The organism is Amycolatopsis sp. PS_44_ISF1 (genome assembly GCF_032335455.1).
GTDB lineage: Bacteria > Actinomycetota > Actinomycetes > Mycobacteriales > Pseudonocardiaceae > Amycolatopsis.
The window spans coordinates 2,620,169-2,643,702 of the sequence record NZ_JANUXO010000002.1 but is presented as its reverse complement, the minus strand read 5'-3'; the positions used below and the strand labels follow the sequence as shown (position 1 = coordinate 2,643,702).

Annotated in this window: 19 protein-coding genes; 13 read left to right on the top strand and 6 right to left on the bottom strand. The window is 72.2% G+C overall.

Annotation, left to right across the window (positions count from 1 at the left end):
* Window positions 1–10 precede the first annotated feature (10 nt).
* The 3 genes from NYF13_RS25985 (at window position 11) to NYF13_RS25975 (ending at window position 6,623) form a co-directional block, all read left to right on the top strand.
* Window positions 11–4,840: an RHS repeat-associated core domain-containing protein gene (locus NYF13_RS25985; protein WP_315660255.1), complete on the top strand. Its 4,830-nt coding sequence runs from the start codon at window positions 11–13 to the stop codon at window positions 4,838–4,840.
* Window positions 4,841–4,899: 59 nt separating this feature from the next.
* A complete protein-coding gene (locus NYF13_RS25980; protein ID WP_315660254.1) occupies window positions 4,900–5,424 on the top strand; it encodes a type VII secretion system-associated protein in 525 nt (174 codons plus the stop codon).
* A gap of 419 nt (window positions 5,425–5,843) precedes the next feature.
* Window positions 5,844–6,623, top strand: coding sequence for a class I SAM-dependent methyltransferase (locus NYF13_RS25975; RefSeq protein WP_315660253.1), 780 nt, complete (start codon window positions 5,844–5,846; stop codon window positions 6,621–6,623).
* A gap of 26 nt (window positions 6,624–6,649) precedes the next feature.
* Here the strand turns inward: NYF13_RS25975 and NYF13_RS25970 are convergent, their stop codons facing one another.
* Entirely contained in the window at window positions 6,650–7,666 is a 1,017-nt protein-coding gene (locus NYF13_RS25970) for a type VII secretion protein EccE (RefSeq protein ID WP_315660252.1), read from the bottom strand.
* A gap of 899 nt (window positions 7,667–8,565) precedes the next feature.
* On the opposite strand from NYF13_RS25970, the gene eccB reads away from it, so the two are divergent.
* The 3 genes from eccB to NYF13_RS25955 are packed head-to-tail and all read left to right on the top strand — an operon-like array spanning window position 8,566 to window position 11,332.
* Window positions 8,566–9,981, top strand: a complete 1,416-nt coding sequence (gene eccB, locus NYF13_RS25965) for a type VII secretion protein EccB (protein WP_315660251.1) — start codon at window positions 8,566–8,568, stop codon at window positions 9,979–9,981.
* 14 nt (window positions 9,982–9,995) lie between these two features.
* The gene (locus NYF13_RS25960) at window positions 9,996–10,682 is read left to right on the top strand and encodes a response regulator transcription factor (protein WP_315660250.1); all 687 of its coding nucleotides are present in this window, start codon (window positions 9,996–9,998) and stop codon (window positions 10,680–10,682) included.
* Window positions 10,679–11,332, top strand: coding sequence for a response regulator transcription factor (locus NYF13_RS25955; protein WP_315660249.1), 654 nt, complete (start codon window positions 10,679–10,681; stop codon window positions 11,330–11,332). The genes NYF13_RS25960 and NYF13_RS25955 overlap by 4 nt, the downstream gene beginning before the upstream one ends.
* Window positions 11,333–11,404: 72 nt before the next feature.
* Here the strand turns inward: NYF13_RS25955 and NYF13_RS25950 are convergent, their stop codons facing one another.
* Both NYF13_RS25950 and NYF13_RS25945 read right to left on the bottom strand, forming a co-directional pair.
* Window positions 11,405–12,460, bottom strand: a complete 1,056-nt coding sequence (locus NYF13_RS25950) for a YafY family protein (protein WP_315660248.1) — start codon at window positions 12,458–12,460, stop codon at window positions 11,405–11,407.
* Window positions 12,461–12,593: 133 nt separating this feature from the next.
* On the bottom strand, window positions 12,594–13,388 hold the full coding sequence (locus NYF13_RS25945) for a carbon-nitrogen hydrolase family protein (RefSeq protein WP_315660438.1): 795 nt from the start codon (window positions 13,386–13,388) through the stop codon (window positions 12,594–12,596).
* A gap of 84 nt (window positions 13,389–13,472) precedes the next feature.
* On the opposite strand from NYF13_RS25945, the gene hisD reads away from it, so the two are divergent.
* The 4 genes from hisD to NYF13_RS25925 all read left to right on the top strand — a co-directional run bounded on the left by hisD (window position 13,473) and on the right by NYF13_RS25925 (window position 16,777).
* Window positions 13,473–14,798, top strand: a complete 1,326-nt coding sequence (gene hisD, locus NYF13_RS25940; protein ID WP_315660247.1) for a histidinol dehydrogenase — start codon at window positions 13,473–13,475, stop codon at window positions 14,796–14,798.
* Window positions 14,795–15,934 (top strand): histidinol-phosphate transaminase, encoded by a 1,140-nt coding sequence (locus tag NYF13_RS25935; RefSeq protein ID WP_315660246.1) that lies wholly within the window; start codon window positions 14,795–14,797, stop codon window positions 15,932–15,934. The genes hisD and NYF13_RS25935 overlap by 4 nt, the downstream gene beginning before the upstream one ends.
* Window positions 15,931–16,548 (top strand): imidazoleglycerol-phosphate dehydratase HisB, encoded by a 618-nt coding sequence (gene hisB / locus NYF13_RS25930; RefSeq protein WP_315660245.1) that lies wholly within the window; start codon window positions 15,931–15,933, stop codon window positions 16,546–16,548. Before NYF13_RS25935 ends, hisB begins: the two co-directional genes overlap by 4 nt.
* Window positions 16,549–16,618: 70 nt before the next feature.
* Window positions 16,619–16,777, top strand: coding sequence for a hypothetical protein (locus tag NYF13_RS25925; RefSeq protein WP_315660244.1), 159 nt, complete (start codon window positions 16,619–16,621; stop codon window positions 16,775–16,777).
* Window positions 16,778–16,870: 93 nt separating this feature from the next.
* Here NYF13_RS25925 and NYF13_RS25920 read toward each other — a convergent pair whose 3' ends face one another.
* On the bottom strand, window positions 16,871–19,054 hold the full coding sequence (locus NYF13_RS25920; RefSeq protein ID WP_315660243.1) for an MMPL family transporter: 2,184 nt from the start codon (window positions 19,052–19,054) through the stop codon (window positions 16,871–16,873).
* A 209-nt stretch (window positions 19,055–19,263) separates the two neighbouring features.
* Between NYF13_RS25920 and NYF13_RS25915 the strand changes: the two genes are divergently transcribed.
* Window positions 19,264–19,863, top strand: coding sequence for a TetR family transcriptional regulator (locus NYF13_RS25915; RefSeq protein WP_315660242.1), 600 nt, complete (start codon window positions 19,264–19,266; stop codon window positions 19,861–19,863).
* Window positions 19,864–20,209: 346 nt separating this feature from the next.
* Here the strand turns inward: NYF13_RS25915 and soxR are convergent, their stop codons facing one another.
* On the bottom strand, window positions 20,210–20,671 hold the full coding sequence (soxR, locus tag NYF13_RS25910; protein ID WP_315660241.1) for a redox-sensitive transcriptional activator SoxR: 462 nt from the start codon (window positions 20,669–20,671) through the stop codon (window positions 20,210–20,212).
* 53 nt (window positions 20,672–20,724) lie between these two features.
* On the opposite strand from soxR, the gene NYF13_RS25905 reads away from it, so the two are divergent.
* Together NYF13_RS25905 and NYF13_RS25900 are read left to right on the top strand one after the other, a co-directional pair.
* Window positions 20,725–21,405, top strand: coding sequence for a thiamine pyrophosphate-dependent enzyme (locus tag NYF13_RS25905; RefSeq protein ID WP_315660240.1), 681 nt, complete (start codon window positions 20,725–20,727; stop codon window positions 21,403–21,405).
* A 5-nt stretch (window positions 21,406–21,410) separates the two neighbouring features.
* Window positions 21,411–22,301, top strand: a complete 891-nt coding sequence (locus NYF13_RS25900; RefSeq protein ID WP_315660239.1) for a transketolase — start codon at window positions 21,411–21,413, stop codon at window positions 22,299–22,301.
* Window positions 22,302–22,304: 3 nt separating this feature from the next.
* Here the strand turns inward: NYF13_RS25900 and NYF13_RS25895 are convergent, their stop codons facing one another.
* On the bottom strand, window positions 22,305–23,477 hold the full coding sequence (locus tag NYF13_RS25895) for an acyl-CoA dehydrogenase family protein (protein ID WP_315660238.1): 1,173 nt from the start codon (window positions 23,475–23,477) through the stop codon (window positions 22,305–22,307).
* Window positions 23,478–23,534: the final 57 nt, after the last annotated feature.

Here is a 23,534-nt window from a genome sequence, read left to right as displayed (position 1 = left end):
GGTCGTACGCGTGAGTAACCCGCTGGTTGCGCCCACGGAGGACTCCACCAAGGCGTACTCGGGCATTTCCCTGGCCGAGACGGCGGCCGGGCTGTCGGACGCGATCAAGTCCGGCGACTGGGCGTCGGTGGCGATGGGCGCGGTCGGCACCGCGCTGGACGCGCTGTCGATGGCGATGGACCCGTTCGGCGCGATCCTGGCCGCGGGCGTGAGCTGGCTGATGGAGCACGTCGGCCCGCTGAAGCAGGCGCTCAACGGCCTCACGGGCAACGCGGACGAGATCGCCGCGCAGTCGCAGACCTGGGCCAACATCGCGAAAGAGCTCGAAGGGGTCGGTGGCGACCTCGACGCCATGGTCAAGGCCGACACCCAGTCCTGGACCGGCCCGGCGGGCGACGCCTACCGCGAGCGCAGCCAGGACGTGGTGGCGTTGCTGCAGTCGGCGCAGAAGGGCTGCGAAGGCGCCTCGAGCGGGGTGAAGACCGCGGGCGAGATCGTCGCCGCCGTCCGCACCCTGGTCCGCGACATCATCTCCGAGCTGATCGGCCACATGATCAGCTGGGCGTTGCAGGTGGTGTTCACCCTCGGCATCGGCCTGGCCTGGGTCGTGCCGGAGGTGGTCGCCGCCGTCGCGAAGACCGCCTCGTCCATCGCGAACGTCACGACCAAGCTGGTCAAGGCGCTCAAGGCGCTGATCCCGCTGCTCAAGAAGGCCGGGACCCTGTTCGAAGACGCCGGCAAGGCGTTGAAGGGCATCAAGGGCGGCAAGGTCTCCGCCCCGCCGAAGACGTCGAAGATCGACGCCCCGCCGAAGGCCCCGACGCCCAAGAGCGGTGAGGGCGGCGGCACCCCCAAGAGCGGCGACTACTCGGTCACCACCTCCGGCGACCACTCCGGCTCCGGCGACCACTCCGGCTCCGGCGACGGCGGTTCGACCACGACCTCGGGGGCGCACCCGGACCCACAGCCGAGGGATCCCCACTCCTCGCCGGCGGAGAACCCGCCGGTGCAGACCAAGCCCGAGCCGGAGCCCTCCGACCGGCCCGGCGACCAGACGGCCAAGAGCCCGGCCGCCGATCCCCAGGCTCCGGCGGGGGCCGCCCGCGGCACCGCGGTCGGCAAGAACGGCCGCGTCTGCGAGACCGACCCGGTCGACGTCGCCACGGGCGAGATGGTGCTCGACCAGACCGACCTGGTGCTGCCGCTGACCCTCGAACTGGCCCTGGAGCGCCTGCACGTTTCCTCCTACCGCGCGGGCCGCTGGTTCGGCGCGTCCTGGGCGTCCACAGTGGACCAGCGACTCGAGGTCGGCGGCGAGGCCGTCCGCTACTTCTCGCCCGACGGCATGATCCTGGTCTACCCGCTGCCCGCCCCCGGCACCTCGGTCCTGCCGGTGGAGGGCCCGCGGTGGCCGTTGACCCGCCGGCTCGACGGCGGTTACGTGCTCGAAGGGCCCGTGCGCGGAACTCAGTCGCGGTTCGACCCCGTGCCCGGCGAGCGCGCCGGCCTGCTCCCGCTCACCACGGTGACCGGGGCCGGGCAGAGCTACCGCGTCGAGTACGCCCCGGACGCGAGCCCGTTGCGGATCCGGCACTCCGACGGCTACCAGGTCGAGTTCACCACCTCCCGCGGCCGGATCACCGCGATCTCCGTGGTGGATCCCGACGCGGGCGTGCGGGCGTCGGCCACCCGCTACGGCTACGACACCGAAGGCCGGCTCACCCAGGTGGTGAACTCCTCCGGTCGCCCGATGCTGTTCGACTACGACCTCCACGGCCGCATCACCGGCTGGCAGGACCGCAACGGCACCTGGTACCGCTACATCTACGACGCCGCCGGCCGCTGCGTGAAAACTGTGGGGGACAAGGGTTTCCGCGACGGCAGCTTCGCCTACGACCGGGAGCGGCTGGTCACCACCTACACCGACTCGCTCGGCCACCGCACCGAGTACCACCTCAACGAGGCCAACCAGGTCGTGCGCGAGGTCGACGCGGCGGGCCACGCCCGGGAGTCCACCTGGGACCGGTACGACCGGCTCCTCACCCGTACCGACCAGCTCGGACGCGTCACCACCTACGAGTACGACGCCGCCGGAGAACTGAGCCAGGTCATCCGGCCGGATGGCACCGTGGTGCGGGTTCACCTGCGCGACGGCGCGGTCGCCGCGATCAGCGTGCGCGACGCCGGGCGCACCTGGACCCGGGTCTACGACGAGGCCCCGGACCCGTTCACCGGTCAGCTCGGCGTCGCGTCCGGCTTCCGCCACCAGGGCACCGGCAGCATCGGCGCTGACGGCGCTGGCGCACCCCCGCCGGACGCGGTCGCCGAGGCCGCACAGCCTTCGGCGGGCTACGTCCCCGACATGTTCGGCCGTCCCGCGTTGCTCGCGGCGCCCGGCGGGCAGGTCCGCCTGGACTGGACCGTCGAGGGACTGCGGGCCGCCCGCGTCGGCCCGGGTGGCGGACGGGCCCAGTGGAGCTACGACGCCGAGGGCAACGACGTCGCGCACATCGACGAGGTCGGCGCGGTCACGCGGCGCGAGTACGGGCCGTTCGACGTCGTGGTGGCCACTGTGGACGCGGGCGGGGCGCGCACCACCTACACCTACGACACCGAGCTGCGGCTCGCGTCGGTGACCAACCCGGTCGGCTTGACCTGGCGCTACCTGCGCGATCACGAGGGCCGCATCACCGAGGAACGCGACTTCGACGGGCGCACGCTGCGCTTCGAGTACGACCCGGTCGGCCGCCTCGCCCGCTCGCTGAACGGCCTCGGCGAGCTGTCCGAGTACACCTACGACATCCTGGGCAACCTCGTGGAGCGGCGTACGCCGTCGGGGCGCACGAGCTACTCCTACGACCCGGTCGGCCGGCTCGTCCGCGCGGCCGACGCCGACGTGGTCATCGAGTACGAGCGCGACGAACGCGGCCGCGTGATCACCCAGGCCACCAATGGCCGCACCACCACCTTCGCCTACGAATCCGGCCGGGTGCACCGCCGTACTCCGTCCGGTGTGGACAGTGTTTGGTCCTTCGGCGACCAGGGTGCCCCGGTCGAACTGTCCGGCGGCGGCCACGTGGTGACCTTCGGCCGCGACGCGGCCGGCGGCGAGACCGGCCGGTCGGTCGACGGGCAGACGTTGCTCACGCAGGCGTTCGACGCCGAGCAACGGCTCACCGTGCAGGACACCCCGGCCCGGCAGCGCCGTTACGGCTACCGGCCGGACGGGAACCTGGTGCACACCACCGACAGCGTCACCGGTGTGGTGCAGTTCCAGCTCGACGCCACGGGCCGAGTCGTCGACGCGATCGGCCCCGACCGGCGCGAGGGCTACCGCTACGACGCGGCCGGGAACATCGTCTCCAGCGCCGCGGCCGGGGCCGGGGCGGGCTCGCCCGAGACCGGACCGCGCGGCTACGCGAGCAACACCCTCACCGGCGCGGGCTCCGTCGCGTACCGGCACGACGCCCAGGGCCGGGTCGTCCAGCGCCGGGCCGGCGAGCGGGTCTGGAGCTACCGCTGGGACGCCCAGGACCGCCTGACCGGGGTGACCACCCCCGAGGGCACGCGCTGGAGCTACCGCTACGACCCGATCGGCCGGCGGATCGCCAAGCAGCGCTTCGGTCATGGTGGCGAGATCGCCGAGCAGGTCGAGTTCGTGTGGGACGGCGGCAAGCTCGTCGAGGAGGCCCACTGCGGCCCCGACGGGACGACCCGGGTGCGCACCTGGGACTACGACCCGGATACCGACGCGCCGGTCGCGCAGCACGAGAGCACCGGCGGGATCCGGTTGTTCCACACCATCGTCACCGACCCCGTCGGCCGGCCCACCGAACTGCTCGACGCCGCCGGCGGCCTCGGCTGGCAGGGCCGGGCCACGGTGTGGGGCCGCGATCTGCCGGGCAGCGGCGGGGTGACGAGCACCCCGCTGCGCTTCCCCGGCCAGTACCTCGACGCCGAAACCGGACTGCACTACAACGTCTACCGCTACTACGACCCGGCCACGGGCCGGTACGTGAGCCAGGACCCGCTCGGCCTCGCCCCCGCGCCCAACCCGGTGGCCTACGTGGACAACCCGTTGCGGGTGGCCGACCCGCTGGGCCTGGCGCCGGGAAGCTGCTCCGAGGTCGACCTCGGTGACGGCACCCGTCCGGGCGCCTCGGACGACGCGGCCCACGTGCAGGACACGGGCAGCACCTCGAACCCGTCGCGTTCGCACGACTCCGATTCGGAGGACATCACCGACCAGGCCGCGCCGCCACCCGCGCACCAGCCCGCGCGGCCGGACTTCTCGCACAACCCGACGGAAGCGCCGGGCTACGTCTACCACGGTTCGGGAGCGCCACCCGAGGTCGTGTTCAAACAAGGTCTCACCTCCGACGCGATTCGCAACAACAAGCCGCCCATCTACGACATCGACACGCACCAGCACCGGTCCTACGGGTCCGGCAGCGGTTACGTGTCCACCTCGGGCAACTACAACACCGGGGTTCAGTTCGTCCCGATCAAGCCGGGTGCTCAGGTCACCGAAGGCGCCGATTTCTGGGGCAAGGGCGGCACCCAGTACCACGGCCACGACGGCTACGTGTACACGATCAAGGGCGATGCGGGCAGCATGGTCCACCTGCCCTCGCACCCGGGCCGGGTGCAGGCGTTCGACGGCCAGGACGAATGGGCCGCGGTCGACCACATCCCGGGCTCGCAGATCGCCGGCGCGAACAAGATCACCGGCAACTACAACGTGCAGCCGTTCGGCGCGCCCGGCGCCCCACCGAAGATCCTCCCGGGTAAGAGCGGCGTCCAGAGCACCTGGATCCCCAACCCGGACTTCCAGCCGTGACCGCGGCGGACCAACCCGACGGATCGGAGACCGCGGTGAAGGGCCCAGAGGACCCGCCCGTGACCCCGGAACTGCGCGAACGCGCGCGGCAGGCACCGGACAGCTGGCTCTACGTAGTGGATCCGGCCTACACCGGCACCGGTGACGTGCCGGGCTCCGCAGTCGCCGGCGCCTACTGCGTGGATGAGCACGGCGAGATCACCGGCGGCTTCATCCGTAACGCCGACTACCGGCCCAGCCCGCTGGCCTGGGGTTTCCCCGCCCCGGGCAACGAACTCGAAGCTGCGTTGCAGGCCGCCGTCACCGGCCGCGGTGACGACGCGGCCGTCCGGTCCGCTCTGCTGGCCGCGACGCTCTACACCCCTTCGGCTCCGGACCGGGCCACGATTCCCGTGCGGCACGACGAGGTCGAGGCCGTGCCCGCGTACACCTCGGAGGGCTATCTGCCGGAGTTGCCCCCGGGGCAGGCCTTCCGTCCGGTACCGGTGCGCGAGCTCGGGGCTGAGCTGGCCGGCCGGCACCTCCTGCTCAACCCGGGCAGTGCGCTGGAAGTATTGGTGCCGGGCGCGGATCTGGCCGACTGAAGCTTCCGCCCCGATCCTGCCGGGTTCAGACTGACTGAGCCGAAAAGGCCGGTGCGTAGAAGTCGGACGAGGTGACTTCGGTCTAAAAAGGACAGAGTTTTGTCCAGGGGTAGGTGATCGACATGGGCATGCCACTGCTGTCTTCTCGCCCAAATTTCCTGCTGGGTAATGACTTCTGTGGCTGGCTCTCGGTCTTCCGAATCTACTCGGATTGCGTCCTTTCCGTCTGCTGTGGACCTTGGCGGCTGAAGTGCTCGAGTTCGGGTTTTGCGTGCTTCGGGATTTCATATCACCAATCTACCTAGAACATTTGTTCGGATCATCACTCGAACGTGTGTTCTATTCGGTGGTACCGTGGTCGTATCGCCCATTGAAAAGGAGGTGAGGGCCGAATGGCCACAAGCGTAGGGTCGGTGGCCGTGATCAGTGAGGTGAGCGCGAGCGACAATCCGGAGGACGGCTGGTTTCCCGAGAGTGTGGCCATAGGCTACGACGACCCTGGCGGCGCGAACTCGCCCCAAGTGGTGATGCCCGCGGTGGACCTCCTCGAAAGCCTGGGTGACGGACCGGTGCTCGAGTTCGCGGTCGGAACCGGGCGCATTGCTGTGCCACTGGCCGCTCGCGGCGTGCCGGTGAGTGGTATCGAGCTGAGCCGGGCGATGGCGGCGCGGATCGCGGCCAGACCGGGCGGTGACGCGGTCGAGGTCACGATCGGCGATATGACGAGCACGCGGGTGGATGGTGAATTTTCGCTGGTTTACCTGGTGTACAACACCATCGGCAATGTGACCACTCAGGACGGGCAGGTCGAGGTCTTCCGCAACGCGGCTGCGCACCTGGGGCCCGGCGGTCTGTTCCTGGTCGAGGTGGGCCTGCCGGACCTGCGGCGCCTGCCGCCCGGGCAGGACGTCGTTCCGTTCGCGATGGCGCCTGGCGCCGAGGGCGGGGGCTACGTCGGCTTCGATCAGTACGACGTCGTCACGCAGCAGTTCACGTCGAACCACGTGACGGTGTCGCCGGATGGGGCCGGGAAGTTCCGGCGCATCCCCTTCCGCTACGCCTGGCCGGCCGAGTTGGACCTGATGGCGCGGATCGCCGGGATGAGGTTGAAGGACCGTTTCGCGGATTGGGACCGCTCGGAGTTCACCGGCGAGAGCACCAAACACGTGTCGATCTGGGAGAAGGGGGTGAGCGCCTGACGGAAGAGGTCGAGTCCGGACGCGGTTCAGGTCAATGCGAGTGGCAACGTCCGCCGCACTGCCGCTCCGTGCCCGCCGTGCAGTGGAACGGCCGAAACCCCTTTCAGCGCAGGTATTTCCTCTCCTGGCCGGGCGCCGACGCGGATCGTGACGTCGGTGCGCTCGCGGCCGCCGGGAGTGCGGCGGAGGGTGGCCGAGGTCGCGGTGAAGGTCGCGCCGGGGACCACGACGCCAAGCGCCTGGGCGAGGTCGAGCGGGGTGCCGGACAGCCCGGGCCAGCCGGAAAACCTGGGCGTGTAACAAGCTTGGGTGGCCCCGTGCCAGGACCAGGACTTCCACCCCTCGCCATCATTGTCCTGGGCCTGTAGTGCGGACTGGACGCCGAGTGCCACTCGCAGCTCGGTCGTCAGCTCGGCGGCTTCGAGCACCGTGGACGAATACCCCGCCTCGGCGAGGGCGACCATCAGGCTGAGCGCGGCGCTCGCGGTGCTGCGCAGCGCGCCCAGCTGTCCGCCGCCGCGGGCGAGGGCGGCGATCGGCGCGTCCTGCGGCCGGTAGCGCACGGCGAGCCAGCGCACACGGTAGACCTGGGGCCCGTGCGGGGCCGTCCAGGTCAGCAACTGCACTGCGGCCAGCGGGATGTCCGTGCCGTGGAAGGCGGTGTGCATGATCTCGACCAGCGCCTCCGTGGACGGCTCGGCCGGCCCGGGGGTGAGGCGGACGATCGCGCACCAGTCGCCGTCCAGCTCGGCGACGCCGAAACGGTTGCCGGCCCGGTCCACGTGCTGGCGCACCTGAACGGGCCCGGCCACGCGGTGCAACGGGTCGGGGCTGTCCTGACGGCTGTCGTGCCGCCTCAGCCGATAGCCGAGCCAGGTCCACATCCAGGCGGCGAAGTGACGTCCGGCGAACCGGACCGACGTCGCGAGCAGCAGCGCCCCGGCCACCGCGGCGACAGCGATCCGAACTGGCTGCGCGATCTGCGGCTGGGTGAAGACCAGCAGCACAACGATCGCAAGGATCTCCCACAACGCGGCCTGCATCGGCCGGATCGGCAACAGCCAGGGCAGCGCCGACTGAGTGGAAGAAGCCTTAGCGAGCTGGCCGGTATCGGCCGGATCCGGCCGGCTGCCGCGGGGGATTCCGCCGGTCGGTGATGCCGGACCGGCCGAGCCCGAATGGTCGCTGCGAGACCTTTCCCCGGTCGGTGACATCGGGCCGCCTGAGTCTGGCCGGGCACCGCGAGGCATTCCCTCGGCTGGCGTGGTGGGCTGGTCGCCGTAGGGTCTCCCGCCAGGCTTAGAGGTGGCTGGACCACTGGATTGGTTGCTGTTGCGGGGTGTTCCGCCTGGTGGTGTGGTGGTTGGACTGTGGGGCTGGTCGCTGCTGGGGGGCGTTCGGTCCGGTGGCGTGGTGGTTGAACCGGGGGGATGGGCGCGGCCGCTGCGGGGTGTTCCGGCGGGCGGTGTGGTGGCTGGGCCGGTGGGCTGTCCGCTGTGGCGTGCGCTGCTGGACGTCGTCGCGTTGGCTGGGCCGGTGGGCCCTCCGTCGCGGTGGGGTGAGGTGGGCGTGGCCGGGTCGCCGGGTTGGCCGTCGCGCTGTGGTTCGTCGCGTTGTGGACCGCCACGCGGCGTTCCCCCGGGTGGTGTCGTGGTTGGAGTGGCCGAACCGAGCTGACCTGAAGCCCGCTCGCTGTGGGGTGCCCCGGCGGCGTGCGTGGGCGCGCCCGGGCCGCGCCGAGCTGGGCCGGATGAAGCTGGGCCGGATGAAGCTGAGACGGACACGGGCTCCCCTTCCCCGGGCCCCCATCCCTGGCCCGGTGCCGTGACGCTAGCGTCCTGCGCCCCTTCGCGTGGGCGTAAAAATTACCCTCGTCGCCCTCGCCGCCGGCTTCTAGCCTCGGGCGCCGGTACAGGCGCGCAACAAGAGGGGCCGGGACAGCGTGTGGACGCAGCGGGACCAGATCCAGGCGTACCAGTTCCTGCGGCGCCGGCTGGTCTCCGCGCTGGTCGCGGCCGATGCGAACCATCCCACCTCGCCCAGCCGGCGGCTGGTCCTCGGCACGGTGCTGGGGCTGGGGGTGGCCGTCCTGGTCACCGCGGTGTTCGGGGTGATCGGGCTGCTGAACCCGTCCGGGGGCAAGGACTGGCTCGCGGGCGGACGCGTGATCGTCGAAGACGGCACGGGCGCGCGGTTCGTGCTCGGCGCTGACGGGGCCGTGCATCCCGTGCTCAACTACGCCTCCGCCCGGTTGCTCGCGGGCGGCAACGGTGATGCGACCGTCTCCGTCTCCTCCGCCAACCTCGGCACCGCGCCGCGCGGGCCGCAGATCGGCATCCCCGGCGCTCCCGATTCGCTGCCCGCCGCCGCGGTGCTCGCCACCACGCCGTGGAGCAGTTGCAGCCGCACCACGCAGGATGCGCCCGCGTCGGCCGAACCGCTGGTGGCGGTGCTCGTGGGCGTGCCGGGGAACGGGGTCGAGCTTCCCCGTGACGCGGGGGTGATCGTCCGGCTGCCCGCAGGCGACCGGTACCTCGTGACCGGCGGACGGCGGTACAAGCTCAGCAACGAGGCCGCCGCCGCGCTGCAGTTCGACAGCTACCCGACCATCGCCGTCTCCTCCCGGTGGATCGACACCGTGCCCGCGGGACGCGACCTCGGCGCGATCCCGGTGCCGGGCGCCGGCGAACCCGGGCCTCGGGTCGGGACGGCGGGCACCCGCGTCGGTGAAGTGCTCGCGGTCGTGGACGCGATGGCCGCGCCCGGCGCCGCGAACTCCTACTACCTCGTGCTGAGCGGGGGTCTCCAGCCGATCGGCCAGACCGAGGCGAGTCTGCTGGTCACCACCTCTGCCAACGAAGCCGCGTACGACGGCCGCCCCGCCCCTGTGTCCGTACGGGCCGCAGACGTCGCTTCGGTTGCGAAGGTGGCGGAGCCGCGTACAGCGGACCCGGCCGCGTACCCCGACCGGATTCCCGGGAAGGCGCCGATCACCGGTAATTCCGTGACCCTGTGCGCCCAGGGCGGGAGGATTTTCGTCTCCGCGGACTTCCCGCTGCCCTCCGGTGGCCGCGCGATCACCGCGGCCGGCCGTGGTGACGCCCGGGTCGCCGACCAGGTCTTCGTGCCGCCGTCCGGGGGAGCGGTGGTCACGGACGCGGGTTCCGGCACGACCTACCTGGTCACGGACATGGGCCGGAAATATCCGGTCGCGAGCGCCCCGGCGCTGGCTTCGCTCGGTTACGGTTCCGTGGCCGGGTCGCCGCTTCCGAGCGGGTTACTGGCACTGGTGCCGACAGGCCCCGCGCTGGACCCGGCCGCGGCCGGGCAGCCGGTTCCGTCGGGTGGAACGGGGTGAGTGGGTCGGTGTCGATGACTGAAGCAGTGGCTGGAGAACTGGTGGAGCCCGGTCCGGTCCGGGTCCGGGTGGCCGTCATCGAGGACCACCCGCTGTACCGGCGGTCGGTGGAGCGCGTGCTCGAAGAGGCGCCGGACGTGGAGCTGGGCGCGGTGGTCGACTCCGTCGCCCGCTTCCACGTGCAGCAGCAGCCGGCGGGCAGCGTCGTCCTGCTGGACCTGGGGCTGCCCGGGGTCGCGGGCGCGGCGGCGGTGCTGGAGGTCTGCGAGCTCGGGCACCACGTGCTGGTGGTTTCGGCGCAGGCGGAGTCGGAGCAGGTGCTGGGCGCGATCGCCGCCGGGGCCAAGGGCTTCCTGTCCAAGGACGTGGACGTCGACGAGTTGCTGATCGCCATCCGCGCGGTGGCCGAGGGCGGCGCGTACGTCTCGGCCGTGGTCGCCGGGATGATCATCAAGGACAACACCGAGCGTTCGGCGCCGCGGGCGGAGATGGAGCTTTCCCCGCGCGAGGAGCAGGTGCTGCGCCTGGTCGCGGCGGGTGAGCGTGACATCGACATCGCCCGGATCCTCGGCATCGGCGTGCGCACCGTGCGCGGCTACCTGGACCGGATCCGGGACAAGACGGGGGAGCGGCGGCGTCCGGGTCTGGTGAAGGAGGCCATCCGCCGTGGCCTCGTGGGCAGCCCGGGGAGGAAGGCGTGACGGTCGAAGACGGCCAGGAGCAGCCGGCGCGGATCAACGTCGGCGTGATCGAGGACCACCCGCTCTACCGGGACGCGGTCGCGCGGGTGCTGAACGAGGCGCCGGACATCGAGCTGGGCGCGGTGGCCGATTCCGTCGCGCGCTTCGCCGTGCAGGCCCAGCCGCGCGGGAGCGTGGTGGTGCTGGACCTCAAGCTGCGCGGCGTGCAGGACGCCGCGGCGGTGCTGGAGGTTGGGCAGATGGGGCACAAGGTGCTCGTGGTGTCCGCGCACGCCGAGCAGCCGGAGGTGCTGGGCGCGATGCAGGCGGGCGCCAAGGGCTTCCTGTCCAAGGACGTCGACGGTGACGAGCTGCTGCGCGCGATCCGCACCATCGCCGAGGACAACGCCTACGTCTCGCCGACGCTGGCCGGGATGATCATCCAGGACAGCGAAGACCGCCACGCCGGGCCGAAGATCGTCCTGTCCGAACGCGAGCGGCAGGTGCTGCGCCTGGTCGCCGCGGGCGAGCGCGACGTCGACGTGGCCGAGATCCTGAACATCAGCGTCCGCACGGTCCGCTCCTACCTCGACCGGATCCGGGACAAGACGGGGGAACGGCGGCGCGCGGGCTTCGTGCGCGTGGCCATCCGCGAAGGTCTGCTGCGCTAGGTCTCGTCGACTCGGGCTTCCGCGGCTGGGAGGATTGGTGACCGGGCTGGTCGGCGATCGAGCCGCGAACACTCACGAGTCCTGGTCGCGGGGTGGGCGCGCGTCGGCGTTCTCGGCCAGCCTTCGCGCCAGCGCGTGCACGTGGTCGCGCAACTCGTCGGGCTGCTCGATCACGAAGGGGTGGTCGAGGCGCGCGAGCACGCCCGGGATCCAGTCCAGCCGTTCGGCCCGCAGGCGGACCCGCACCCACCCGGCGGCCGCCGGAATTCCCCGCACCGTGGCGATCCCGGCGGGGAACCGGGCGCGGACGTCTTCCGCGGCGCCGTGGACCTGCAGCGAGACCTCGTGCCGGTAGGGCACCTCGGCCAGCCCGGAGAGCACGCGCTCGCCCGGGTCGAACCCGGCGGGCACCTCGAACTCGCCCGCCAGCACGGTCGCCGCCCCGATCCGGTCCAGCCGGAAGGTGCGGACCTCGCCGCTGGCCGAGTCGGCGCCGGTCACGTACCAGCGCCCGGAGTGCGCGACGATCCCGTACGGGTGCACGGTCCGCTCACTGCGCCGCCCGCCCCAGGCGGTGTAGGCGAACGCGACCGGACGGCGTGCCCGCGCGGCTTCCGCGAGCGTGAGCAGGACCCCGGTTTCGGGGCCGGGCGGGGCAGCGGGCCCGGTCGTGGTGGCCTCAGCCGCGGCTGCGCTCGGCTCGGCGGTGGTCCCGGAACTGGTGGTCCCGGAACCGGTGAACTCGGCCGTGGCCAGCAGCGCGTCCAGCCGGCGTCCGAGCTTCCCGGGCAGCACCCTCCGGATCTTCGCGGTCGCGCTCTCCACCGCGGTCGCCGGGGCGGGCACCAGCCGGTCGCGCCCCGCGGCGACCAGGCCGAGCAGCACGGCGACCGCCTCGTCGTCGGTGAGCATCAGCGGCGGCATCCGGAAGCCGGGGGCGAGGCGGTAGCCGCCGTATCGTCCCCGCACCGACCGGACCGGCACGTCCAGGTCGGTCAGGTGCTCCGCGTACCGCCGGACGGTGCGCTCGTCCACCCCGAGCCGTTCCGCCAGCTCGGCGGCGGTGCGGGTGCCGCCGGACTGGAGGATCTCCAGCAGCGCCAGCACCCGGGCGGTCGGCCGGGTCATGGCCGTAGTGTGCCACGGATACCGGGCCGAATCTGTCCGGTATTCGCGACGGCGGGGCCGGAACAACACCGAAACCGGCGGCCGGGCCCTTCCACGCGACCCGTCCCAGCTCGACCGGCCCCGGGCGTCGGACCTACAGCCGCCGGTTGGCCAGCGCCCCCGTCGCGGTCCGGGCCGTCCCGGCGACGGCCGGGTCGAGATCGAGCACCGCGGTTTCCGGCCCGTCGCGCAGCTGGGCGGTCACGCGGCCGAAGCCGTCGGCCACCGTCGACCAGCCGATGCCGGTCGGGGCCTTCGGGTTGACCTCGGTGCCGGTGGCCGCGGGGTCGGCCTGGCCGCAGGCCGCGACCCAGCAGCCCGAGTCGAGCGCGCGGGCGCGGACGAGCACCTCCCACTGGTCGCGCTTGCCCTCGCCCGCGCCCCAGGACGCCGGGACCAGGACCACGTCCGCGCCGTCGTCGGCGAGGCGGCGGAACAGCTCCGGGAAGCGCAGGTCGTAACAGGTGGCGACGCCGAACACGGTGCCCTCGGCCTCGAACGTCAGCGGCGCGGCGCCCGGTGCGACGGTGTCGGACTCGGCGAAGCCGAACGCGTCGTAGAGGTGGATCTTGTCGTACCCGAGGTGGTGCCCGAGCCCGGTGACCAGCAGCGTGTTGCGCACGCGCCCGTCCTCGGCCGGGGTGAACATGCCCGTGACCACCAGCACCCCGTGCTCGGCCGCGATCGCCGCGACGGACCGGGCCCACGGGCCGTCGAGCGGCTGCGCGACCGGGGCCAGCGGGCGGCCGAAGCGCGCCATGGTGGCCTCCGGGAACACGATCACCCGCGCGCCGTCCGCGGCCGCGGCCTCGACCCCGGAGCGAACCAGTTTCAGGTTGGCCTCCGGATCGTCGCCCGACGTGAGCTGGCACAACCCGATCCGCGGCACCGCGGCCTCCTCGTCCTCCGGACAACTGGTCGTCACCGAGTATCCCTGCCCGGACTGTCGGGGCCACCTCGTACCCTGGTGCCCATGCTGAACCGCACCGACCTGCGAGGGCAGGTCCCGTCCGCTGCCGAACTGCGTGCCGCGCTGCCACGCGCCGAATACGACGTGGACGCGGCGCTGCACCACGTGCGGCCGGTGGTCGAGGCGGTGCGCGATCGCGGGGTGGAAGCCGTCCTCGAGTACACCGAGAAGTTCGACCGGGTCCGGCCGGCCACGGTGCGCGTGCCGGCCGCCGAGCTGACCCGGGCGCTCGGCGAGCTCGACCCCGAGGTGCGCGCCGCGCTGGAGGAGTCGATCGAGCGCGCCCGGAAGGTGCACCCCGACCAGCGCCGCCAGGACGTGACCACCGAGGTGGTCGAGGGCGGCACGGTCACCGAGCGCTGGGTGCCGGTCGACCGCGTCGGGCTCTACGCGCCGGGCGGGCTGGCCGTGTACCCGTCCACCGTGGTGATGAACGTCGTCCCGGCGCAGCTCGCGGGCGTGCGCTCGCTGGTGGTGTGCTCGCCCCCGCAGGCCGCCTTCGGCGGGCTGCCGCACCCCACCATCCTGGCCGCCGCCGCCCTGCTGGGCGTCGACGAGGTGTGGGCCGTGGGTGGCGCGCAGGCCGTCGCGCTGGTCGCCTACGGCGGCACGGACACCGACGGCGCGGAGCTGGCCCCGGTCGACATCGTCACCGGGCCCGGCAACATCTACCTCACCGCGGCCAAGCGGATGGTCCGCGGGGTGATCGGCATCGACTCCGAGGCCGGTCCCACCGAGATCGCCGTCCTGGCCGACGAGACGGCCGATCCGGCGCACGTCGCGGCCGACCTGATCAGCCAGGCCGAGCACGACCCGCTCGCGGCCAGCGTGCTGGTCACCACCTCCGAAGAGCTGGCCGACTCGGTGGAGCGGGAGCTGGCCGGCCGGATCGCCGCCACCAAGCACGCCGAGCGGGTGAGCGAGGCCCTGGGCGGCAAGCAGTCCGGCATCATCCTGGTGTCCACTGTGGATGACGGGCTGCGGGTGGTCGACGCGTACGCCGCCGAGCACCTGGAGATCCAGACGGCGGACGCGCGGGCGGTCGCCGCCCGGGTGCGCAACGCCGGGGCGGTCTTCGTCGGGGCGTACGCGCCGGTTTCGCTCGGCGACTACTGCGCCGGCTCGAACCACGTGCTGCCCACCGGCGGGTTCGCCCGGCACTCCTCGGGGCTGTCCGTGCAGAGCTTCCTCAAGGGCATCCACGTGGTGGACTACAGCGAGCAGGCGCTGCGCGAGGTGGCCGGCCGCGTGGTCGCGCTGGCCAACGCCGAAGACCTGCCCGCGCACGGCGAGGCGGTCACCGCCCGTTTCGAGGGGGAGCGACGATGACCGAGAACACCACCGGCACCACCGATGCGGCCGGAGCCGTCCCGGGGGCCGAAGTCACGCTCGAGGCGCTGCCGCTGCGGGAGGACCTGCGGGGCAGGAGCCCGTACGGCGCGCCGCAGCTCGACGTGCCCGTCCGGCTCAACACCAACGAAAACCCGTACCCGCCCCCGGACGAGCTGGTGGCCGACGTCGCCGAGGCGGTGCGCGCCGAGGCCGCCTCGCTGCACCGGTACCCGGACCGCGACGCGGTGGCGCTGCGCACCGACCTGGCCGATTACCTCACCGTGTCCACGCGGGTGGTGCTGTCCGAGGCGAACGTCTGGGCGGCCAACGGGTCCAACGAGATCCTGCAGCAGATCCTGCAGGCGTTCGGCGGCCCCGGCCGCAGCGCGCTCGGCTTCGAGCCCTCGTACTCGATGCACCCGATCATCGCCTCCGGCACCCGCACCGACTGGGTGCCGGCCCCGCGCCGGCCCGACTTCGCGCTGGACACCGCGGGGGCGGCCGAGCTGGTGGCCGAGCGGCGGCCGGACATCGTGTTCGTGACCAGCCCGAACAACCCGACCGGCGGTTCGATCCCGCCGGACGGGCTGCGCGCGGTGCTCGAAGCGGCGCCGGGCGTCGTCGTGGTGGACGAGGCGTACGCGGAGTTCTCCTCGCAGCCCAGCGCGGCCGGGCTGATCCCGGAGTACCCGGCGAAGCTGATCGTCTCGCGCACGATGAGCAAGGCCTTCGCCTTCGCCGGCGGGCGGCTGGGCTACCTCGCGGCCGCGCCGGCGATCGTCGACGCGCTACAGCTCGTGCGGCTGCCCTACCACCTCTCCAGGCTCACGCAGGCGGCCGCGCGTGCCGCCCTGCGCCACGCCGATGCCACCCTCGCCACCGTGCACAAGCTGGCGGCCGAGCGCGAACGCGTGGTGGAGTCGTTGCTGGGCCTGGGCTTCGCCCCGGTGCCGAGCGACGCGAACTTCGTCCTGTTCGGACGGTTCGCCGACGCGCCGGCCAGTTGGCAGTCCTATGTGGACCAAGGTGTGCTGATCCGCGACGTCGGCATCGAAGGCCACCTGCGGGTGAGCATCGGCACCCCGGAAGAGAACGACGCTTTCCTCGAAGCCAGCAAGGAGGTACCGCGATGAGCGAATCGACCGCCACCGCGCGGGTCGGCCGGGTGGAGCGCACCACCCGGGAGTCCTCGATCCTGGTCCGGCTGGACCTCGACGGCACCGGACAGGTCGAGATCAGCACCGGCGTGCCGTTCTACGACCACATGCTGACCGCGTTCGGGGTGCACGGCTCGCTGGACCTCGAGGTGGAGGCGACCGGTGACGTCCACATCGACGCCCACCACACCGTCGAGGACACCGCGATCGTGCTCGGCCAGGCCATCCGGCAGGCCCTGGGCGACAAGAGCGGCATCCGCCGGTTCGGCGACGCCTGGATCCCGATGGACGAGACCCTGGCCCACGCCGCGATCGACGTCTCGGGGCGCCCGTACTGCGTGCACGTGGGCGAGCCGGAGCAGTTCACCACGTTCACCATCGGTGGCAACTACCCGTTCGTGCTGACCCGGCACGTGTTCGACTCGCTGTCGTTCCACGCCCAGCTGGCCCTGCACGTCCGCGTGATCCACGGCCGCGACCCGCACCACATCGCGGAGGCGCAGTACAAGGCGGTCGCCCGGGCGTTGCGCGCGGCCACGGAGCCGGATCCGCGGGCCGGCGGCATCCCGTCGACCAAGGGCGTGCTGTAGCGGCGGCCGCGCTTGCGGGCGAAGCGGCCTGGTACCGGCGCGGCGGAGGCCGTGTGGCACGCTGACCGGCGTGAGCAAAGAGGTCATCGCCGTACTGCTGCTGGCGCTCGGCGGCTTCCTGATCGGCGGGGTCTACTCGACCTGGAAGACGGCCAAGTTCGTCGCGATCGCGCTGGGCGTGGCCGCGGTCCTCGCCGTCGGCGGCGCCATCGCCTGGCTGGCCGGCTGAGCCGTCGCCGCACCGCCGGTCCCCGGCCCGAAGCCGGTCAAGGCCCCTTCACCCCGTCCGTTGCGGGTGAGGGGGCCTTGACCGCGTCCGGGCTCACGCGTGGGTCAGCTCGTGGTCCCCGGGTGCGTCGAGCTGCTTGGTCAGGCCCTCGCCCTCCACGTCGACGTTCGGCAGGATCCGGTCGAGCCAGCGCGGCAGCCACCAGGCCCCGCGGCCGAGCAGGGACATCACCGCGGGCACGATCGTCATCCGGATCACGAAGGCGTCCACCAGCACGCCGAAGGCGAGCGCGAACCCGATCGACTGGATCAGCGTCGACTCGGCCAGCACGAAGCCCGCGAACACGCTGATCATGATCAGCGCCGCCGCCACGACCACCCGCGCACCGTGCCGGAAACCGGTGACCACGGCCTCCTGCGGGTCGGCGCCGTGCACGTGCTCCTCGCGCATCCGCGTCACCAGGAACACCTGGTAGTCCATCGCGAGTCCGAACAGGACGCCGATCAGCAGGATCGGCAGCATGCTCATGATCGGCCCGGTCGACTCGACGCCCAGCAGACCGGTCAGCCAGCCCCACTGGAACACCGCGACCACGGCGCCGAACGTGGCCGCCACGGAGCCGAGGAAGCCCAGCGTCGCCTTCAGCGGCACCACGACCGAGCGGAACACCAGCATCAGCAGGATGAACGCGAGCCCGACGATCAGCGCGAGGTAGGGCAGCATCGCGTCGGACAGCTTGTCGGAGACGTCGATGTTCGCGGCGGTCTGGCCGGTGACGGCGAGGCTCGCGCCGGTCGTCTCGTGCAGGGGCCCGGACTGCGCCCGGATCGCCGCGACCAGGTCCTCGGTCTGCTGGCTGCTCGGCCCGCTCTTCGGGATCACGCTCAGCAGCGCGGTGTCCCCGGAGGCGTTCACGTTCGGCGGCGTGACCGCGGCGACGTCCGGCAGGGTGCTGATGCCGGCGACCGCCTGCTTGAGCGCCGCGGGGCTGTGGTTCACCCCGGTGTCGATGACCACCAGCAGCGGGCCGTTCGCGCCTTCGCCGAAGCTCCGGCTGACCAGCTGGTAGGCCTTGTGCTGCGTCGACTCCGGCGGGGCGGTGCTGTCGTTCGGCAGGCCGAGCTGCATGCCCAGGGCGGGCAGCGCGACGACCACGAGCCCGGCCAGCGCCGCGAGCAGCACGGGCCCGCGATGCCGGGCGACGAACCGGGCCCAGCGCTCGCCGTGGGTCGCGGCCGGCGCGGAAGGCTTACGGCGCAGGCGGATCCGGTCGCCGAGCACGCGAGGGCCGGCGAAGCCGAGCACGGCGGGCAGCAGCGTCAACGCGATCAGCACGGCCACTGCGACGGTCACCGCCGCGGCGACGCCCATCTGGCCGAGGAACGGGATGCCGACCACGGTCAGCCCGGCCAGCGCGATGATCACGGTGAGCCCGGCGAACACCACCGCGGACCCGGCGGTGCCGGCGGCGCGGCCGGCCGCCTCCTCGGGTTCGCGCCCGAGGCTCAGCTCGTGCCGGTAGCGCGAAACGATGAACAGCGCGTAGTCGATGCCCACGGCGAGGCCGATCATCAGCGCGAGGATCGGGGTGTTGGAGTTCAGCTCCAGGAAGCCGGAGGCCAGGGTGATGCCCGCGAAGCCGATGCCGACGCCGATCAGCGCGGTGAGCAGCGGAATGCCCGCGGCGAGCAGCGAGCCGAAGGTGATGATCAGCACGACGGCCGCGACGGCGACACCGAGGCCCTCGGTCGCACCGGTCTCGGGGATCGCTTGCGCCGCGTCGCCGCCGTACTCGACGTCGTAACCGCTCCGCTTGGCGTTGTCGCCGCTGCTGAGCAACGCTTGACGGTCACTGTCAGTGAGTTCGAAGCCCTTGACGGTGTAGCTCGCCTGGGCGAGCGCGAGGTGGCCGTCGGGGGAGATGGTCTTGGCCTGAAACGGGTCGACCACGGACGCCACCTTCGGCGCGGCCTTGAGGTGCGAGACCACGGTCTCGACCGCGGCCCGGCCGGCCGGATCGGCGATGGTGTGGCCCGGCGGTGCGGCGATCACCACCCGCGCGGTCGCGCCACCGGCCGAGGCCTGTGGGAACTTCTCCGCGAGCCGGTCGATGGCCTGCTGGGACTCCGTGCCCGGGATGGTCACCGAATCCGAAAGCTGCCCGGACAGGGTCAGCGCGCCGAGGCCGAGAGCCACGAGGACGGCCGCCCACACGGCCGTGACGAGGGCTCGCCGCCGGAACGACAGCCGGCCGAGCCGGTAGAGGAAAGTCGCCACGGGTGTTGTCTCCGTTTCGCCCGAATAGGGTCTACGTCACTCGTACTGGTGATATCAAAGCTAGCCGATCGGCAAGGTTCGCGCCAAGCCGATCGGCAAGGGTGTGACTGGCCGCACGGCTAGGATTGGGCTAGCCGATCGGCAGGGAATCCGGTTTGCCGGTCGGCTGGGCGTGACGTAAGCTCCCCCCGCTTCGACGAGGAGGAACGATGACGACCGCCGCCCGGGCCGAGGACACGCGCACGCGGTTGCTGGGCACCGCGCTGAGGCTGTTCGCCGAACACGGCGTGGAGGGCACGTCGCTGCAGATGATCGCCGACGCGTTGGGCGTGACCAAGGCGGCCGTGTACTACCACTTCAGGACCAAGGCCGAAATCACCGAGGCGGTGGCCGAGCCCGGTATCCGCGAGCTGGACGTGCTGGTGGTCGAGGCGGCCGGGCACCGCCGCCGCGGGGCGCAGGTGGACCACCTGCTCGACGGTTTCGTGGACCTCGTGGTGCGCCACCGGGTGCTGGTCGCGCTGTTCTCCAGCGATCCGGGCATCAACCGCGCGATCGAGAAGTCGGCGCACGGGATGGAGGGTTTCAAGGACGCCTTCATCGGCATCCTGGCCGGCCCGGACCCGGACGTCGCGGCCCGGGTGACCGCGATGGTGGCGCTGACGGGCATCGCCATGGCCGGTGGCTCCCCGGACCTGGCCGAGCTGGACGACGAGACCCTGCGCCACGAACTGGTCGACGTGGGTCGACGGCTGATGGGGCGGCCCCGGCGGCATCGAGGGGCGCCGACCGGCACCGGCCGGTACTGACCGGCACCGGCCGGTACTGACCGGCACCGGCCGGTACTGACCGGCACCGGCCGGTACCGACCGGCACCAGCAGCGCCGACCGGCACTGCCAGCACTGACCGGCACCAGCAGCGCCGACCGCTACCCCGGTACTGACCGGCGTCAATGGACGCTGACGGTCACCAACCGGTACCGGACAGCGTCAGCCAGCACCAACCAGCGCTGGCCGCGCCCGTGTGAGTCGGCCGGTCGCGGCACCGGCCGGGTTCACGGCCGCGGACAGGTGCACAACGTCGCAGCGGGCGCAGCCCCTCGGCGAAGACTGCCGAGGCGAAGCGGGTCGCGGTGCCGGACGCGCCGGCGACAATCAGATGCCGCCCTCCGCGACCGGGCGGAGTTTGCCCGCGCCGGGGCCGAATCGGGCCAGCTCGTCGTCCGCGTTGTACAGACCGCAACTGCGCAGGGAAAGGCAGCCGCAGCCGACGCAGCCGGTCAACCGGTCCCGCAGGCGCTGCAGCGCGTCGATCCGGGCATCCAGCTCGTCCTGCCACTCGCGCGACAGACGGGCCCAATCGGCCTTCGTCGGCGCGTGGTCGTCGGGCAGGGTGGACAGGGCCTGGCTGATGTCCTCCAGCGAGAGCCCCACCCGTTGCGCGGCGCGCACGAAGGCGATCCGCCGCAGCACCGAGCGCGGGTACCGGCGCTGGTTGCCCGCCGACCGCTCCGAGCTGATCAGCCCCTTCTCCTCGTAGAACCGCAGAGCCGTGTGCGGGACCCCACTCCGCTCGGCCACCTGCCCGATGCTCAGATGCTCGGCCAACCTCGTCATTGGTCCAGGTTAACCCTTGACCTGGACATTGGTCGAGGTTGCAGGCTGGACCGATGACCACCGCCGATTACGCGGATCTGCCCCGGCTGATCTCGCTGATGACCGGGGACGGTAAGCACGCCGCCGCCGCACAGTCCACAGTAGACGTCCTCTGGGTACTCTACGACCGGGTGCTCGACCTGACGCCCGAGACCTTCCGCGAGCCCGGCCGCGACCGGTTCCTGCTCTCCAAGGGCCACGGCCCGATGGCCTACTACGCGGTGCTCACCGCCAAGGGCTTCCTGGACGAGGCGGAGCTGGCCAGCTGGTCCTCGGCCCGCTCCCGGCTGGGCCACCACCCGGACCGGCGCCGCGTGCCCGGGGTCGAGATCTCCAGCGGCTCGCTCGGGCACGGGCTGCCGATCGCCGTCGGCACCGCGCTCGGTGCCCGGGCCCGCGGCCACACCGGGCGCGTGGTGACGCTGATCGGCGACGCCGAGTTCGACGAAGGCTCCAACCACGAGGCCGTCGTGCTGGCCGGGCGGCTGGGGCTCGAACAGCTCACCACCGTGGTCGTGGACAACCAGTCGTCCTCGCACGGCTGGCCCGGCGGGATCGCCCGGCGCTTCGAAGTCGAAGGCTGGCAGGCACGCACCGTCTCCGGCCGAGATCACGAAGCGCTGTACGAGGCGTTCACCACCGCTCACCCGGGCCGGCCGCTCGCCGTGGTCGCCGTCGTGGAACCGAAGGGCTGAAAGACATGCTGAACATGCGGGACACCTTCCTGGCCACCGCCGAGGAGATCGTCGACGCCGACCCGGACGTCGCGGTGGTGCTGGCCGAGATCTCCGCGGCGCAGCTGGCCGGCGCGGCGCGCCGGCACCCGGACCGGGTGCTCAACGTCGGGATCCGCGAACAGTTGCTGGTCAGCGTCGGCGCGGGCCTCGCGCTGGCCGGGCTGCGCCCGATCGTGCACACGTTCAACGCGTTCCTGGTGGAGCGGGCGTTCGAGCAGATCAAGCTCGACCTCTCGCACCAGGAGGCGGGCGCGGTGCTCGTCTCCTACGGTGCCTCCTACGACATGCCCGCGGAAGGCCGGACGCACCAGGCACCGGGCGACGTCGCGCTGATGGACTCGCTGCCCGCCTGGACGATCCACGTGCCCGGTCACCCGGACGAGGCGCGCCGGCTGCTGCTCGACTCGATGCCGGGGGACAGCCACGTGTACCTCCGGCTTTCCGCGCAGCAGAACGCTTCGCCGCACCTCGGCGTCGGATTCCAGACGCTGCGCCAAGGCTCGCGCGGGGTGGTCGTGGCGGTGGGCCCGATGCTCGACCGGGTGCTGGCGGCGACCGAGGGCCTGGACGTCACGGTGCTCTACACCGCCACCGTGCGCCCGTTCGACGCCGCGGGCCTGCGCGCGGCGGCCGGTGACCCGGCGGACGTCGTGCTGGTCGAGCCGTACCTGGCGGGCACCTCGGCCCACTGCGTCGCCGATGCGCTGCTCGACCGGCCGCACCGCCTGCTCAGCCTGGGCGTGCGGCGGGACCGCGAGGTCCGCGGCTACGGCGAGCTCGCCGACCACGATCTGGCGCACGGACTGGACGCGGGCTCGATCGCCTTGTCGCTGAAGGACTTCCTGCGGTCGTGACGGTCAGCGGAACGCCGCGATCCCGGTCACCGCCTGGCCGAGGGAGAGCGCGTGCATCTCCTCGGTGCCTTCGTAGGTGAGCACCGTTTCGAGGTTCACCATGTGCCGCATCACCGGGTACTCCAGCGAGATCCCGTTCGCGCCCAGCATCGAGCGCGCGGTGCGGGCCACTTCGATGGCCGAGCGCACGTTCGCCAGCTTGCCGAAGCTGACCTGGTCGCGGTGCAGCTTCCCGGCGTCCTTGAGCCGGCCGATCTGCAGCGCGACGAGTCCGGCCCGGTTGACCTCCACCAGCAGGTCCGCGAGCTTGCGCTGGGTCAGCTGGAACGAGGCCAGCGGCTGGCCGAACTGCTCGCGGGCCAGCGTGTACTCCAGCGCCGAGCGGTAACAGGCGCGCGCCGCGCCGACCACGCCGAACAGGATCCCGTACCGCGCCTCGTTGAGGCACGAAAGCGGCCCGCGCAGGCCGCGGACCTCGGGGAAGGCGGCCGAGCCGGGAAGCCGGACGTCTTCGAGTACCAGCTCCGCGGTCAGCGACGCGCGAAGCGAGAGCTTGTGCTTCACCTCGTTCGCGGTGAAGCCCGGGGTGGAGGTCGGGACCACGAACCCGCGCACGCCCTCGTCGGTCTGCGCCCAGACGACCGCGACGTCGGCCACGGTCCCGTTGGTGATCCACATCTTGGTGCCGTTGAGCACCCAGTCCGAGCCGTCGCGCACGGCCCGGGTGCGCATGCCGCCGGGGTCGCTGCCCGCGTCCGGCTCGGTCAGGCCGAAGCAGCCCAGCGCCTCGCCGGCGGCCATCCGCGGCAGCCACTCCGTCCGGTGGTCCTCGGTGCCCCAGCGGTGGATCGCGAACATCGCGAGCGAGCCCTGCACCGAGACGAAGCTGCGCAGCCCCGAGTCGACGGCTTCCAGCTCGCGGCACGCGATGCCGTATGCGACCGCGCTCGTTCCGGCACAGCCGTACCCTTCGAGGTGCATCCCCAGCAGCCCCAGCTCGCCGAAACCCTTCGCGAGTTCTCGCGCGGGTAGCGAACCGGACTCGTACCAGTCGGCGACGTGGTCGAGCAGGTGGTCGCGCGCGTAGCCGCGCACGGCGTCCCGGATGGCCCGGTCCTCCTCGGTGAGCTCGGCGTCGAGGTCGAGGAAGTCGTGCGGATCCGGGGCGCTGCTCATGCGGTTCTCCTACGGGTTCGCGGTGGGCGGTCTCCGCAGGAAAGCACAACCGGACCG

Bases quoted from the DNA above. Each gene is read 5' to 3' on its own strand.
- NYF13_RS25905 (WP_315660240.1), top strand. From the start codon at position 20,725: ATGACCACCGCCGATTACGCGGATCTGCCCCGGCTGATCTCGCTGATG.
- NYF13_RS25915 (WP_315660242.1), top strand. From the start codon at position 19,264: ATGACGACCGCCGCCCGGGCCGAGGACACGCGCACGCGGTTGCTGGGC.
- NYF13_RS25950 (WP_315660248.1), bottom strand. From the start codon at position 12,460: ATGACCCGGCCGACCGCCCGGGTGCTGGCGCTGCTGGAGATCCTCCAG.
- soxR (WP_315660241.1), bottom strand. From the start codon at position 20,671: ATGACGAGGTTGGCCGAGCATCTGAGCATCGGGCAGGTGGCCGAGCGG.
- hisD (WP_315660247.1), top strand. From the start codon at position 13,473: ATGCTGAACCGCACCGACCTGCGAGGGCAGGTCCCGTCCGCTGCCGAA.
- NYF13_RS25895 (WP_315660238.1), bottom strand. From the start codon at position 23,477: ATGAGCAGCGCCCCGGATCCGCACGACTTCCTCGACCTCGACGCCGAG.
- NYF13_RS25960 (WP_315660250.1), top strand. From the start codon at position 9,996: ATGACTGAAGCAGTGGCTGGAGAACTGGTGGAGCCCGGTCCGGTCCGG.
- NYF13_RS25970 (WP_315660252.1), bottom strand. From the start codon at position 7,666: ATGCAGGCCGCGTTGTGGGAGATCCTTGCGATCGTTGTGCTGCTGGTC.
- hisB (WP_315660245.1), top strand. From the start codon at position 15,931: ATGAGCGAATCGACCGCCACCGCGCGGGTCGGCCGGGTGGAGCGCACC.
- NYF13_RS25900 (WP_315660239.1), top strand. From the start codon at position 21,411: ATGCTGAACATGCGGGACACCTTCCTGGCCACCGCCGAGGAGATCGTC.
- NYF13_RS25935 (WP_315660246.1), top strand. From the start codon at position 14,795: ATGACCGAGAACACCACCGGCACCACCGATGCGGCCGGAGCCGTCCCG.